The 14,045-nt window shown below is 65.6% G+C and carries 13 protein-coding genes; 9 read left to right on the plus strand and 4 right to left on the minus strand.

Features of this window, described 5'->3' with window-relative positions:
* The 6 genes from AC1DYM_RS13120 to AC1DYM_RS13145 form a co-directional block, all read left to right on the plus strand.
* Window positions 1–729: serine hydrolase domain-containing protein (locus AC1DYM_RS13120; RefSeq protein WP_477338965.1), on the plus strand; the 729-nt coding region annotated here is incomplete at its 5' end.
* A gap of 173 nt (window positions 730–902) precedes the next feature.
* The gene (locus AC1DYM_RS13125; RefSeq protein WP_477338967.1) at window positions 903–1,553 is read left to right on the plus strand and encodes a hypothetical protein; all 651 of its coding nucleotides are present in this window, start codon (window positions 903–905) and stop codon (window positions 1,551–1,553) included.
* 176 nt (window positions 1,554–1,729) lie between these two features.
* On the plus strand, window positions 1,730–2,821 hold the full coding sequence (locus tag AC1DYM_RS13130) for a sensor histidine kinase (protein ID WP_477338969.1): 1,092 nt from the start codon (window positions 1,730–1,732) through the stop codon (window positions 2,819–2,821).
* Entirely contained in the window at window positions 2,818–3,558 is a 741-nt protein-coding gene (locus tag AC1DYM_RS13135) for a LytR/AlgR family response regulator transcription factor (protein WP_477338971.1), read from the plus strand. The genes AC1DYM_RS13130 and AC1DYM_RS13135 overlap by 4 nt, the downstream gene beginning before the upstream one ends.
* A 128-nt stretch (window positions 3,559–3,686) precedes the next feature.
* Window positions 3,687–4,664 carry a TolB family protein gene (locus AC1DYM_RS13140; protein WP_477338973.1) on the plus strand — a complete coding sequence of 326 codons (978 nt, stop codon included), beginning with the start codon at window positions 3,687–3,689 and terminating at the stop codon, window positions 4,662–4,664.
* Between the two features lie 73 nt (window positions 4,665–4,737).
* Window positions 4,738–6,210, plus strand: a complete 1,473-nt coding sequence (locus AC1DYM_RS13145) for a mechanosensitive ion channel domain-containing protein (protein WP_477338975.1) — start codon at window positions 4,738–4,740, stop codon at window positions 6,208–6,210.
* A 24-nt stretch (window positions 6,211–6,234) separates the two neighbouring features.
* Here the strand turns inward: AC1DYM_RS13145 and AC1DYM_RS13150 are convergent, their stop codons facing one another.
* Window positions 6,235–7,359, minus strand: a complete 1,125-nt coding sequence (locus AC1DYM_RS13150; RefSeq protein WP_477338977.1) for a fatty acid desaturase family protein — start codon at window positions 7,357–7,359, stop codon at window positions 6,235–6,237.
* Window positions 7,360–7,367: 8 nt separating this feature from the next.
* The gene (locus AC1DYM_RS13155; protein ID WP_477338979.1) at window positions 7,368–8,438 is read right to left on the minus strand and encodes a ferredoxin reductase; all 1,071 of its coding nucleotides are present in this window, start codon (window positions 8,436–8,438) and stop codon (window positions 7,368–7,370) included.
* Window positions 8,439–8,532: 94 nt separating this feature from the next.
* Between AC1DYM_RS13155 and fabR the strand changes: the two genes are divergently transcribed.
* The 3 genes from fabR (at window position 8,533) to AC1DYM_RS13170 (ending at window position 12,589) form a co-directional block, all read left to right on the plus strand.
* On the plus strand, window positions 8,533–9,183 hold the full coding sequence (gene fabR / locus AC1DYM_RS13160) for an HTH-type transcriptional repressor FabR (RefSeq protein ID WP_046967561.1): 651 nt from the start codon (window positions 8,533–8,535) through the stop codon (window positions 9,181–9,183).
* A gap of 100 nt (window positions 9,184–9,283) precedes the next feature.
* Window positions 9,284–9,538: a hypothetical protein gene (locus AC1DYM_RS13165; protein WP_477338981.1), complete on the plus strand. Its 255-nt coding sequence runs from the start codon at window positions 9,284–9,286 to the stop codon at window positions 9,536–9,538.
* Window positions 9,539–9,616: 78 nt separating this feature from the next.
* A complete protein-coding gene (locus tag AC1DYM_RS13170; RefSeq protein WP_477338983.1) occupies window positions 9,617–12,589 on the plus strand; it encodes a sensor histidine kinase in 2,973 nt (990 codons plus the stop codon).
* A gap of 13 nt (window positions 12,590–12,602) precedes the next feature.
* On the opposite strand, the gene AC1DYM_RS13175 is transcribed toward AC1DYM_RS13170, so the two are convergent.
* Together AC1DYM_RS13175 and AC1DYM_RS13180 are read right to left on the minus strand one after the other, a co-directional pair.
* A complete protein-coding gene (locus AC1DYM_RS13175; protein ID WP_477338985.1) occupies window positions 12,603–13,289 on the minus strand; it encodes a YoaK family protein in 687 nt (228 codons plus the stop codon).
* Window positions 13,290–13,294: 5 nt separating this feature from the next.
* Window positions 13,295–13,999, minus strand: a complete 705-nt coding sequence (locus tag AC1DYM_RS13180) for a pirin family protein (RefSeq protein WP_477338987.1) — start codon at window positions 13,997–13,999, stop codon at window positions 13,295–13,297.
* Window positions 14,000–14,045 lie beyond the last annotated feature (46 nt).

Below are 14,045 nucleotides of genomic sequence, written 5' to 3' on the forward strand. Positions count from 1 at the left end.
CTATCGGCCTATCCGGACGTCACCGTCGACCAGTTGCTTCGTATGGACAGCGGCCTGCCTTTCGACGAGACCGACGGTCCGCTCAACTCGATGACGCGCATGTTCTTCCTGGAAAGCGACATGGCCAGGTACGCGGAAACCGTACCCCTGATCCACACGCCTGGCACCGCATGGGCGTACAGCAATCTCGGCTACGTGCTGCTATCGCGCGTCGCCATGGATGCCGCCGGTGCCCGCGACGCCGTGGCGGCCGAAACCTTCGTTCGCAACGAGCTCTTCGCGCCGCTGGGCATGCGTCACGCGGTCATCGAGACCGATGTGGCCGGCACCCCGGTCGGGTCGAGCCATGTGTACGCGTCTACCCGTGACTTCGCCCGCTTCGGCCAGCTCTATCTGGACGACGGCGTCGTCGAAGGCCGGCGGATCCTGCCCGAGGGTTGGGTGGCATACAGCCATTCGCAGACGCTCGATACCGGCTATGGCGCGGGCTTCTGGACGAACCTGGTCGGGGAGGGCACCGTGCCGGTCTGGGACGCGCCCTGGGGCCTGCCCGAACTGCCGAAGGACATGTTTTTCGCCAGGGGCGCGTTCGGCCAGTACATCGTGATCGTGCCGTCGGAGCACCTGGTGGTCGCGCGCCTGGGCATCAGCGTCAACGGCGGCACCGGCATAGGCGAAGTGGTCGCACGGATCATCGCGGCCCTGCACGGGCGCCGGGCGTCGCAGTAATCCTTGCGACATAGCTCGCCGTATCGGACTTTTGGGTGCTACCGGCGGGGCCGGATCGTCGCTAGGCTCGTCCGTGGCACTTAGCCCGGGGATAAGGAATGAGCAGCGTCGACATTGGCCGGACCTCGTCGAGGGTCGTGCGGCCACCGTTTTACCTTGTCATGTCGCTGGCGATGGCGGCGGTGATCATCGGCGGATTCTCCACGACGGTACCGGACGATGTCGCGGCCGGACCGAAATTTCCGCTGCTTCTCGCCATTCACGGCATGGTATTCACCCTGTGGATCGTGCTCTTCGTCGCGCAACCGGCGATCGTCGCACGCGGCTCGCTCAAGCTTCATCGCCGGGTTGGATGGATCGGAGCAGGACTTGCCGCCGCGATGGTGCTCATGGGGCTGGCGGCGACGTTCTACGCGATCCACTCCAATCACATGCCTTCCTTCTTCCCGGCGCCGCTGTTCCTGGTGATGAACACGATAGGCATCGCGGTCTTCGGCGGCCTGGTTGCGGCTGGCGTGAAGCTGCGCAAGAAAGCCGAGTGGCACAAGCGGCTGATGCTCTGCGCGACCATATCGATTCTTGGCCCGGGCCTCGGAAGGCTGTTGCCGATGGAATCGTTCGGCCGCGCGGCGCCGATGGTGATGTTTGCTGCGATCCTGGCGTTTGGTCTGGCCGGGCCGATCTACGACGTCATCATCCGCCGCCGCGTGCACCCGGCCTACCTCTGGGGCGTCTCGACGATCATGGTCAGCATGGTGATCACCGGGCCGATCGCGTTCACCCCGGCGGCGAGCGGGTGGGTGACCTTCATTCGTTCGCTGTAACGGTAACCGTTCGACACGGGTTTCGGACCGCTCGTCCCTCGGACGGTGCCGTCCATCCTGTCGCGCACGACGCGAAGGGGCGTTTGACGTAGCGTTCGACCATGCACCCGACTGACGGCACTGTTCTCGACGTGGAGCGACTCGCATACTTGGCGCGCTCCGCCGGGAAAAACGTCGTGACCGATCCCATGACATGGCCAACGTGGAAAAAATGGACGCTGGTGTGGGCCGTGTGGACCGTGCTGGCGGTTTCCTATGCGGCCAGTTCGGTCGTCTCCGCCCGCGCTGAAGGCCATCCGGGCGGCTGGTTCCGGCCGCTCGTGTGGACCTTTCTCGACTTCTACCTGTGGATGTTCCTGACCCCCCTGGTCGCCTGGCTCGGTCGGACCGCGGCGCGAGGGAGCTGGGGAAAGTTCTTCGCCATCCATGTGCCGGCAGGGCTGATGCTGGCGACGATACAGGTGTCGCTGACCCTGTCGCTTTACTGGGCGATCTGCGGGCCGTCGGCGTCGATGAAGGACATGACGTTTGCCGCCTTCGTGCGCATGCAGTTCGTCTACAACGCCCATCTGGGCTTCATCACCTACGGCGTCTTGCTCGTGCTGCTTCGCGCGATCCATTCGCAGCAGCGCCTGCGCGATGAGCGACTGCGTAACTCGCATCTGGAGACGCAGCTGGTGCAGTCCCAGCTGCAGACCCTGCGCGTGCAGCTGCAACCGCATTTTCTCTTCAATACCTTGAACGCCATCTCCGCGCTCGCACTTGCCGACCCGATGCAGGCACGACTGATGATTTCGCGCCTGAGCGATTTCCTCCGTCTCACCCTGGAAGAGCGCCACTCGCAACAGGTGCCGCTCTCGCGTGAGATCGAGTTCCTCGAGTGCTATCTCGGCATCCAGCAGGTGCGCTTCCAGGATCGTTTGATCACGCATATGGATGTCGCAGGCAATACCGTTCACGCCCTCGTGCCGAACATGATCCTGCAGCCGCTCGTGGAGAATGCGCTGCGCCATGGGTTGCTGGACAAACCGGAGCGCGGCACCCTGCATATCCTGACGCGCCGGGATGGCGACGATTTGCACGTGCAGGTCGACGACGACGGGCTTGGCCTGCCACCGGAGGGCCCTACAGACGGCATCGGTCTGGGCAACACGCGAACCCGCCTGGACATGCTCTTCGGCGGCTCGGCCACGTTGGAGCTGTCGCGGCGACCCGACGGCGGTACGCGTGTCGAAATGCGCTTTCCGTACCGGGAGCAGGCGGCATGAGCACGCCCGCTATCCGCGCGCTGCTGGTCGACGATGAAGTGCTGGCTCGTCTCGCGCTGCGCCAGGCGCTCGCCTCGCATCCGGACATCGCCATCGTCGGCGAATGTGGCAATGCCGCCGAAGCGAAGCAGGCGATCGCGGCGCTCGAGCCGGAGCTCTTGTTCCTGGATATCCGCATGCCGGGGATGGACGGCTTCCGGTTGCTGCATGGCATGCAACGCAGCAGCCTGCCCATGGTCGTCTTCGCCACGGCGTACGGGCAGCACGCCTTGCGGGCGTTCGATGCGAATGCCATCGATTATTTGCTGAAACCGATCGACCAGGCTCGCTTCGACCAGGCCATGTGCCGGGTGCGGCAGCATTGGCAGGGCCTGAACATGGCGCCGACGCCTGCACCGACGGTGTACCTGCAACGCATCAGCGTTCCCAGCGGCGAGCACATCCGCATCATCGCGACCTCTGACATCGACTGGATCCGTGCCGATGGCAACTACGTACGCATCCATGCGGCGGGTACCTCGTACCTGCACCGCGAGCCACTGACCGGCCTGCTGGCGACGCTCGATCCTGCGCGGTTCCTCCGCATCCACCGTGGCATCGTGGTGAACGTCGATCGCATTGCCGAGGTCCATCCCCTGTTCCAGGGCAGTGCCGAAGTCGTGCTGCATGACGGTACGCGACTCAACCTGAGTCGTCGCTTCCGCGCCAGCGCACGCCATGCGCTCGGCATGAGCTGACCGCTCGCACCACGTTGCCCACCGCTCGTCCCTGACCGCACACCATCGATCACATTGTGCATGCGGAGTCGTTCGTGCAGGCGCATCGTCGACAGGGTCAAACCCACCTTGCGACAAGGAACGCAGTCATGCGATCGAGCACGTACATCCTGACGACCACCCTCTTTCTCGGCCTGATCGGCGCCACGGCGATGGCCGGTGAATTGCTCGCCCCGGGCATCGTTTCCACGGGGCTGCAAGAAACCTCGGCGGCGATGATGCCCGATGGAAAGACCGTGTATTTCATGCGTTCCGACTTCGCCGAGAAGGACGACACGATCCTGGTCTCGCATCGTGACGGGAAACAATGGTCGCTACCGAAGGTCGCGCCGTTCTCCGGTCAATGGCACGATTCCGAGCCGGCGATCTCGCCCGACGGCAAGCGCCTCTACTTCGTGTCGAACCGTCCGGTGAAGGCAGGCGACGCGTCGCTGGTCGCCGAGATAGACGGCAAGCCATTCCCCGGTACCAACCTGTGGTACGTGGAACAGCAAGCCAACGGCCAATGGGGACCGGCCACGCACGTGGATGGCGAGCTCAACGACGGCGCGCAGATCTACAATCCCTCTATCGCGGCAAACGGCAACATCTATTTTTCCGCGCACCGTGCGGACTCGGGCAAGTTCTACCAGGTGTACGTGGCGCGTCGCACGGCGTCGGGATACGCGGCGCCCGAGCGCCTCGATCTGGGCGACGCGACGAAGAATCGCATGGACCCGGGCATCGACCCCCAGGAGCGCTACCTCGTCTACTCCGGGAACGAGGGCGATTCGGTCGGCAGTACGGATATCTACATCAGTTTCCGCGGGGCCGATGGTCAATGGGGCAAGCCCGAGCGGCTGCCGGGCGACATCAACAGTGCCGCCCTGGATATCGCGCCCGCACCCGGCCGCGTGTTCGGTGAGCTGTATCTTTCGAGCAATCGCTCGGACGGTCCGCGCTATCCCAAGGCGCGGGACGACCTGGCTTCGCTGCAGCGCCGCCTGTCCTCACCCGAGAACGGTTCGCGCAACATCTGGCGCTTCGATATTTCACTGACCCTGAGGGATCACGGGCTGGATCACTGAACCATTCCGTGAAAGGATGGCTGAGCCAGTCTCAAGGCACGGACGCCGCCATCCAAGCCCAGGTGCATGACACGTGACCTTCCTCGATAGCGCGATGCTGCTCGGCGTCGGTGTCCTCGTCCTCGACTTCCTGTCGTGGCGCTTCCTTCGCTTTGGTGGCCGCAAGGGACACACGTTCGTACGGATACCGCTGTTTCTCCTGCTGTCCTATGTCCTCTGGACCCACGGCATGGTGCCGTTCGCCGAGGCACCGTGGAAGGACGATCCGTTCCGGCACTTCCTGGCCCAGGTGCTCGAGCTGACCTGGTGGTTGCAGTTCGCGCAGATCGCCACCGCGCTGATGAGCGCCTTCATCCTGCCGCAGGGACTGCGCGAGAAACTCTTTCGTGACGTGGTCCAGGCGCTCACGTTCACCGGCGCGCTGGTGGCCGGCCTGGGCTTCGTCGTCAACATGCCGATCAGCGGCCTTCTCGCCACCTCGGGTGCCGTGGCTATCGTGATCGGCCTCGCCGTGCAGAGCACGCTGGCGGATGTCTTCTCCGGCGTCGTGCTCAGCGCGACCGAGCCTTTCGGCATCGGCGACTCCGTGACCATCGGCGATATCCAGGGCGAGGTCATCGAGAGCAATTGGCGGGCGACGACCCTGCTCAATGGCGACGGCAATACCGTCATCGTCCCAAACAGTTCCGCGGCCAAGTCCAATATCATCAACCAGAGCCGCCCGGAAAAGACGCACGGTGTGGATGTGCCTGTCCAGGTCACCACCCACGCGCGACCGGCGACCGTCATCGCCGCCCTGACGGATGCCGTGACCAGCACTCGCGGCATTCTCGTTACGCCTGCGCCGACCGTCACCGCTGTCGGTCTGCGCGGAAAACACGTCGATTATCGCGTGGTCGTCTACGTCGATGCGATGAGTGCGAAGGTCAAGGTGCGCAATCAACTGATCGACCAGATCCACCGGCATTTCCTCGCCAACGGCATCCCGCTGTCGTCGGGCGAGCCGGTGCACGATCTTTCCCGTGACGCGGTGAGCCTGCTCCGCGAGATCGACATGTTCCGGGCGCTGAGCGAAGCGGAGCTGACGCAGCTCGCCGAAGCGATGGAGCGCAAGCAGTTCGAACCGGGCCAGATGATCTACGAAGTGGGCACAACCTGCCCGGATGAGCGCCGCGCGCTATACATCGTCACGTCCGGCGTGGCCTGTCTCCTGGCCGAGCACGCCGGGCGGTACGTCGAGATTGCGCGCCTGTCGCCGGGTGATGCCGTGGGCAGGGCGGGCATCCTCACCGGTGAGAGCGTGCCCATCAAGCTCTGCGCTATCGGTCATGTCTCGGTCGCCTGGGTGCCCAAGGCGGCACTGACACCGATCCTGCAGGCCAACCCCGCAGCGGGGCAGGACATGCTGGACGGACTCGTCGCCTTCCAGGCGATCGCGTCCGAAGCGTTCAAGGACCTGCCGGTGCATGCGGATTCGCATGCGGATATCTTCCACCGCCTGTTGGCGAGCATGCGTCGCCTGCACAGCCTGACGCCCAGGCATTGATCATGGTCTCTGCCTGGGTAGCGCTCAGCCGCCCTGAAGCGCCGGCTCGCTCGCCCGCAGCTTCCGGCCGGGACGGCTGGGCAGCGCGTGCCGCCAGATGCGCCAGATGACCTGGCCGAACTGACGGGGTAGGGAGCCCGTGTTGTAGTTCTGCCCATAGCGCGCACAGATGTCTTTCACTTCCACGGCGATCGCGGCGTAACGATTGGCCGGCAGGTCGGGGTAGAAGTGGTGTTCGATCTGGTGGCTGAGGTTGCCCGACAACACATTCAGCAGCTTGCCGCCGGCGATGTTGGACGAGCCGCGTAACTGCCGCAGGTACCAGTGGCCGCGCGATTCATTACGAATCGACTCTTTCGGAAACACCTCGGCCTCGGCGGTGAAATGGCCGCAGAAAATGATGACGAAGGTCCAGATGCTGCGCAGGGTGTTGGCGAGCATGTTGCCCAGCAGGACGGGCAGGAAGAACGGTCCGGCCAGCAGCGGGAACACGACATAGTCCTTGAGCAGCTGACGACCCATCTTGCGGCGCACCGGGCGGAAATCCTCGCGCATCTGCGCCGTCGACTTCTTGCCGGCGAACCAGCGACCCACGCGAAGCTCCTGTATGGCCACGCCCCACTGGAACAGCACCATGAAGATCATCGCGATCAACGGCTGCATCAGGTAGAACGGGCGCCACCGCTGCTCGGGGAAGATACGCAGCAAGCCATAGCCGATGTCGTCGTCCATGCCGCGGACGTTGGTATAGGTGTGGTGCTGGAAGTTGTGCGTCTTGCGCCAGTTTTCGCCGGTCGCGACGATGTCCCACTCATACGTATGGCCGTTGAGCTTCGGATCGTTCATCCAGTCGTACTGGCCGTGCATGACGTTGTGGCCCAGCTCCATGTTCTCGAGGATCTTGGACAGCGCCAGCAGTACGACGCCGGCGATCCATGCGGGGATCAGCACGCTGTGCACGAAGGCCCCGAGGAAAAGCAGTGCGCGGCCGGCGACGCCGCACCAGCGCACCGAGGCGACGATGCGTCGGATGTACTTCGCATCGCGCTCGCCGATGTCGGCGGTGACCCGGGCACGGATGGCGTCGAGTTCATCGCCGAAAGCCTGGAGCTCGGCGGACGAGAGGGGGCGGTTGCGGACACGGCTCATAAGGATACTCAGAGGTCCAGGATCAGGTCGGTGCTCGGCGCGCTGATGCACAAGCGCACTTGCGAAGAAGGTTCGCTGCTGAGGTCACCGGTAAGGAGTTGACGCGTGGTGCCGGACTGACGGCCACAGGCGCAGGTATTGCAGATGCCCATGCGGCAGCCGTGGGGCGGACGAATGCCCTGCGCCTCGAGGCCTTCCAGCAGGGACCTGCCGCGAGGCAGGCTGAGCGTGCGGCCACTGCGTGCGAGGTGCACCTGCACCTCGCCTTCGTCACCGTCGACGCGAGCCGGTACGCTGAAGGCTTCGGCTGCGAAATGCGCGACCTGACCCTCGAGGCGGCTGCGAGCCGCCTGTACGAAGCCGCCGGGACCGCAGGCGAGGACGCGACGTCCGGCCAGCGCGGTGATGACATCGAGCGAAACGGTGTCGATACGTGAATCGGGCGAGACGTCGTCGCGGGTGATCAGGTAGCTCACTCGCAGGCGTGGGTGCGCCGCGGCCAACGCGTCCAGCTCGTCGACAAAGCACAACTCGTCGCGTCGGCGCGCCCAAACCATCAGGTCCACATCGACCGGCATACCACGCCCGGCCAGCGAACGAAGCAGGGCGCGCATGGGCGTGATGCCGCTGCCGCCCGCGAGGAGCAGCAGGTTGTCGGTCTCGCTCGGGAGCACCATGTCGCCGAAGGCCGTATCCAGCGAGACCACCGTGCCGATGCGCGCATCGCGCGCCAGATGGCCGCTGACCAGGCCACCAGTGATCGCCTTGACCGTGATGGCCAGGCTGCCGTCGTCCAGGACCGTCGGGCTGTAGCTGCGCTGCAGGCGCCTGCCTTCGATCTCCACGCCAAGATTGACATGCTGGCCGGCATGCATGCCCTGCCAGTGGCGATTGGGCCGCAGCACCAGGGTGACCGCGTCCCGACTGGCCTGCACGCGGGAAACGAGCCGGGCCAGCGGCTGCTCCAGCGTCCACAGGGGATTGATCCGGGTCGACCAGAAGTCGAACAGGGCCGGTGAGACCACGCGTCGGGCCAGGCGGACGGGCCACAGGGGCCGGGGGGCGAGGATCGCATTCATGGGATCACTATACGCATGCACGCACACCTGTGTATACAGTTGTGCATTCTCGGCATCGGGTTATGATTCAGGCCACGCCCGCTGCCGCCCTCCCATGACCTCGATCATCCTGACCCCGTCATCCGACCTCCCGCCGCCGCGGAAAACGGCGATCGCGCGCGAGGACCTGATCGTGGCGGCCCTCAAGCTGATCGGCCCGCATCGCAGCCTGTCGACGGTGAGCCTGCGCGAGGTGACGCGGGAGGCCGGTATCTCGCCTAACAGCTTCTATCGTCAGTTCCGCGACATGGACGAGCTGGCCATCGCCCTGATCGACCTGGCCGGCCGCTCTCTGCGCACGATCATCGGCCAGGCCCGCGAGCGCGCGACGTCCACCGATCGCAGCGTGATTCGCGTCTCGGTCGAGACCTTCATGGAACAGTTGCGTGCGGACGACAAGCTGTTGCACGTGCTCCTGCGCGAGGGCGCGGTGGGCTCGGACGCGTTCAAGCAGGCCGTCGAGCGCGAGCTCAGCTACTTCGAGGACGAGCTGCGGGTCGACCTGATCCGGCTGGCCGCCGCCGAAGGCGCCAGGCTCCATGAGCCCGCGCTGGTGTCCAAGGCGATCACGCGCCTGGTCTTCGCCATGGGCGCCGTGGCCATGGACCAGCCGCCCGAGCGCGATCCGGCGCTGATCGAGGAGATCTCGCAGATGCTGCGCATGATCATCACCGGGGCCAGGGTGCTGGACAGCTCGCTCTCCTGAACCAGGCCGTCGATCCCAGCGCAAATTCGGCAATTTCCCGGAAATGCCTATATCGGGTCCTCCCGCCGACGCCATGATGGCCTAGGGACAGGGAGAACGTATGCCAGAGCAGCAGCGATCACAACGCGACGCCGATCACAAATCGCCGTCGAACTCACTCGACGAGCTGGATGTCGCCACGCTGCGCCAGCTCGACGACACCCGCTTTCTCGCTGTCGGTCACCTGGACTGCGCCGCGTGTGCCCGTCTGGCCCGGCTCGGGCTGGTGGTCAGGGAGGCGGACGAGTACTGGAAGATCACGCCGGCCGGCCGGCGCATCGCCCGCGCCAACCAAGGCGCTCGCGCCAGCAGCTAGTGGCAGACGAGCACGGGAGTGTCCGTGCTCAGCAGGATTAGCCGCTATATTTCAGGGCCGGCTACCCAGAGATCGTCGATGCCCCTGAACGTGCAGGCCCTGGCGAACCGTTCGCGGTTTGTATGGCGGGTGGTCGTGCTCTTCGCCGTCGGTTGCCTCGTTACCACGGGCAGTATCGCTCGACCGTTCCTCTCCCTCGATCAGTGGGCACACACGACCTTTACGACGAAGGATGGCGCGCCCCTGGGCGTTCGCGCCATCGCGCAGGATCGCGACGGCTTCCTCTGGTTCGGCAGCGAGGAAGGCCTGACTCGCTTCGACGGGGTCCGCTTCGTCCGCATGTTTGCCGACCAGCTTCCGGCCACGCCGATCACGGCCCTCTATGCGGCCAGCGACGGCTCGCTCTGGACCGGCGATCGCTACGGTTCGGTAACGCATATCGCCCGGGATGGTGCGGTCACCACGTACGCGCCACCGACCCTTCTGCGCGCCACCGTGATGTACCTGTCGCAGACCCGCGACGGCACGCTCTGGGTGATCACGGTCTCCGGCGCACAAAGCTTCCGAGATGGGACATGGCGGCGTTACACACCTGAGGCGGACGGCACGCCGAAGGAGCCGCTGTTCCAGGTGTATGGCGACCGGCACCAGAGGATCTGGCTGCTCACCGAGCAGAAGGCGTATCGCCATGACCCGGGCGCCGCGCGTTTCGTTCCGGATACGCTGGAGGCGGCGAAGGACGCGATGCTGGACCGGCCCGGAACCTCGTGGCGTCCCACCGACCTGACCAGCGACGAGCAGGTCGATGCCGAGGGTGCCCTGTGGATTCCGACCTTTCGCGGCCTCGTGCGTTTGCACTGGCCGGTGGATACGCCTGCCGCGGAAGCGCCGATCGAGGAGTGGGTCAAGCGCGAGGACGGACTCACCGGCCAGGAAGCCGAGAACGCGTTCGTCGATCGGGACGGTGCGATCTGGGTGACGACAAGCGGGGGTATCGACCGTTTCAGGGTCGGCAAACTGGTTCCCCTGGCCCTCCACCCGGCGGCGTATACGCCGTCCATTCTCGCCGACGCGACAGGCGGCCTCTGGATCGATTCGCTCTCGGACATGCCTGTCGTGCGCTACGAGGAGGCTGCCGAACCTCATCGGGAAGCATCCCGTCGGGACCTCGGTAGCCGCGTGCAGCGACTCGCGGTGGCGACGGATGGGGCGGTCTGGGGTCTCGGGCCTGAGGGGCTGGCGCGCGTGTACCGCGGCGCGGCGACGGCCGTGCCGCTTCCGCCGGACTTTGCGCTGCTCAAGTCCATGCGGGTAGGAAGCAACACGATGGCCGTAACCGACGGTGGCGTGCTGTGGCTCGGCTACATGGGAACCTGGCGCCTGGATCACGGCGCGTGGCTCAGCCAGAAGCAGATTCCCGGACTACCCGGCCACGAGGCGCCACCGACGGCGATGGCTGCGAAGGGCGACACGGTATGGATCGGCTACACGTCGAACCGGCTCGCGCGCGTCAACGAGCCCGGCATGACGGTGTCCGTTCTGGGCCAGGCCGACGGTCTGGCCGTCGGTAACGTCCTGTCGTTGCACCCGACCTCCGCGGATAGCGTCTGGGTCGGTGGCGAGCTCGGCGTGCAGCGGTTGAATCATGGACGGTTCGCCACGCTCACGGGCGCGGGCGGCGAGCGATTCAGCAACGTCTCCGGCATCTGGCAGCGGGCGGACGGCGAACTCTGGTTGAACGCCGTGCGTGGCCTTTACCGGGTCTCCGCGGACGAGATGCGCGCATGGTCCACGTCGCCGACAACGAGGGTGCGGTTCGAGCGCTTCGACGACCAGGATGGAAGGCAGGGCATCACCAAGGCATACAGCGGTCCGTCCCTGGCCAGTACGGATGGCCACACGCTGTATGTGGCATCGGCGCGCGGCGTGTCCCGGATCGACACCCTGCGCGTGGCCCGCAACGATGTCCCGCCCACGCCGGTGATCGATGCGATCAACGAGGTGCCGGTGAGTGCGCAGGCACTGCTCTTGCCAGGCACGACGCGACGCGTGGATATCGATTTCACCGCTGCGGTGCTGGACCGGCCGGGCGAAGCGCGCTTCATGCTGCGTCTTCTCGACTCGGGTTCCGACGCCTGGCAGGAAACATCGGACCGGCGCATCAGCTACGCGAACCTCGCGCCGGGTTCCTATCGCTTCGAGGTCAAGGCGGCCAACGGCGACGGCGTCTGGTCGACGACCGTGGCATCGGCCGATTTTTCGATCGCACCGGCGTTCTACCAGACATGGTGGTTCCGGCTGCTGGGTGGTGTCGTAGCCGCCGCGCTGCTCTGGCTGCTTTACCGCATCAGGGTACGAAGCCTGCGCATCCTCATGAGCGCGCGGTCGATCGAGCGCGAGAGCATTGCGAGGGACCTCCACGACACCTTGCTGCAGAACCTGCATGCGCTGCTCCTGCGCGTGCACCTGGCATCGAAGGCCGTAAGCGACCCCGATGCGCGGTCCAAGCTGCAAAAGGCCATGGAAGTCACCCAACTGGCCGTGGAGGAAGGGCGTGACAAGGTCTCCCGGCTGCGTGACGAGCGAGCGCCCGTCCACGATTTTCCCGAACGTATCCAGCGGCTCGCCGCGGCACTGGGCGATGGCCAGTCGAGCCGGTTGGTTCTCGACATCCGTGGGATCGCGCACGCGCTTTGTGCCCCGGCTGAAGAAGATATCTACGCGATCGCCTCGGAACTGCTGAGTAATGCGTTCCGTCACTCGAATGCGCTCACGGTGACGGTCACGCTGGATTTCCATGCGCGGTACTTCGAGCTATCGGTCCGCGACGATGGCGTGGGCATGCCGGTCGACAGCGGCGAGCCGCAGGATCAGCGATCTGGGTGGGGCCTGGTTGGCATGCGCGAACGAGCCGGTCGACTGGCCGCCGACCTGCGAACCTCGAGCGCGCCAGGGAAAGGCACCTTCGTCCGTCTGCGCGTGCCGGCGCATCTCGCCTACTGGAAACCGCCCGGCATCCTGGCAAGGATCCGGTCGTGGCTGCGCCGCTGATACCTGGTTAGCGTCAACCCTGCACTTCGTCCTTTGCGAGGGTCAGTGTAAAGATCAGTACCGTCGCACCAGCCAGCGCGAGCGGTGGCGCAAGCCCCCATCGCAGCACCATGAAGGCGCCCAGTGCCGCACCGGCGAACAAGGCTAGGATCGCGCGCAACCGGCGACCGAGATTGCGCCCGGGCCCACCGGCGAGACGTGAGTCGGCGGCCAGCCCGGTAATGGTCCGGGTGACCACGGTGGTGGTCAGGTCCGGCACATTCAGCTGGCGCACCGTCGCGTTGCGTGAGCCCATCGCAACGGCGACCAGTGCGATAAGCAGATAGTGCAGCCAGGCGGCGGCGTCCGACGGCGCGGCAAACGCGCAGGCGGCTGCGGTCCACAGCAGACCGGCTTCGACCGCGGCCGCGATGACGAGCCAGCGGCGACGACTGCGCGCGATGGGCGACCTGCCGAGCCGTCCGGACGCCACCGCACCGAAGCCAAAAGCAAGCAGGGCGAGAACGTACAGTTCCCAGTGGAATCCCGGGGCGCCCGCCGCCGCAAAACCCAGGAACACCACGTTGCCCGTCATGTTCGCCACGAACACCTTGCCGAGGCCGAGCACGCTCGTCGCATCGACGATGCCGGTGCTGAGCGACAGCAAGGTGAGCAGGACGACCAGCGGGTCGCGATCGGTCATCGGTGCCGGTGCGGGCATAGGCGTCAGTCCAGTGGCGCCATGTCGAACAGCAGGACTTCGCCGTCGACGCCGTCACTGAACACCACGCGATCCTCGGCGGTGATCTTTGCCGCATCGCCCGCCGACAGCRGATGGCCGTTGACATGCACCGTGCCACGTACCACATGCACGTAGACCAGGCGCTCGTAGTCGATCGTGTGATGCGCGGTTTCGTCCGGACCGAACAGGCCGGCATAGATGCGGACGTCCTGGTGCACGGTCACCGATTCGTGCTCGCCACGCTGGCTGGCGACGAGGCGGAGCTTGCCGCGCTTCTCGCTGTCCGGAAATGTTTTCTGCTCGTAGCCGGGCTTGAGGTGCAGCGCGTTGGGGATGATCCAGATCTGCAGGAAGTGGGTGAGCGTGTCGGCGTGATTTTCCTCGGCGTGCGTCACCCCGCTACCCGCGGACATGATCTGCACTTCGCCGGGGCGGATCACCACCTTGTTGCCCATGGAGTCGCTATGGGCCAGCTCGCCTTCGAGCACGTAGCTGATGATTTCCATGTCGCGATGGGAATGCGTGCCGAAACCGGCACCGGCGGCGACGCGGTCTTCGTTGATGACGCGAAGCGGCCCGAAGTTCATGTGGTCCTCGTCCCGGTAATCGGCGAACGAGAAGCTGTGGTGCGAATCGAGCCAGCCGTGGTTGGCGTGGCCACGGTCGGCGGCATGGCGAATGACGAACATGGGGAGCTCCGGAGCAGGGTGGGGACGGCCGGGTCGTGGCCCAGCA

Source organism: Luteibacter sp. P1_D3 (genome assembly GCF_056406135.1).

Coding starts and splice junctions, on each gene's coding strand:
- AC1DYM_RS13140 (WP_477338973.1), top strand. CDS start 3,687: ATGCGATCGAGCACGTACATCCTGACGACCACCCTCTTTCTCGGCCTG.
- AC1DYM_RS13125 (WP_477338967.1), top strand. CDS start 903: ATGGCGGCGGTGATCATCGGCGGATTCTCCACGACGGTACCGGACGAT.
- AC1DYM_RS13165 (WP_477338981.1), top strand. CDS start 9,284: ATGCCAGAGCAGCAGCGATCACAACGCGACGCCGATCACAAATCGCCG.
- AC1DYM_RS13170 (WP_477338983.1), top strand. CDS start 9,617: ATGCCCCTGAACGTGCAGGCCCTGGCGAACCGTTCGCGGTTTGTATGG.
- AC1DYM_RS13150 (WP_477338977.1), bottom strand. CDS start 7,359: ATGAGCCGTGTCCGCAACCGCCCCCTCTCGTCCGCCGAGCTCCAGGCT.
- fabR (WP_046967561.1), top strand. CDS start 8,533: ATGACCTCGATCATCCTGACCCCGTCATCCGACCTCCCGCCGCCGCGG.
- AC1DYM_RS13175 (WP_477338985.1), bottom strand. CDS start 13,289: ATGCCCGCACCGGCACCGATGACCGATCGCGACCCGCTGGTCGTCCTG.
- AC1DYM_RS13155 (WP_477338979.1), bottom strand. CDS start 8,438: ATGAATGCGATCCTCGCCCCCCGGCCCCTGTGGCCCGTCCGCCTGGCC.
- AC1DYM_RS13135 (WP_477338971.1), top strand. CDS start 2,818: ATGAGCACGCCCGCTATCCGCGCGCTGCTGGTCGACGATGAAGTGCTG.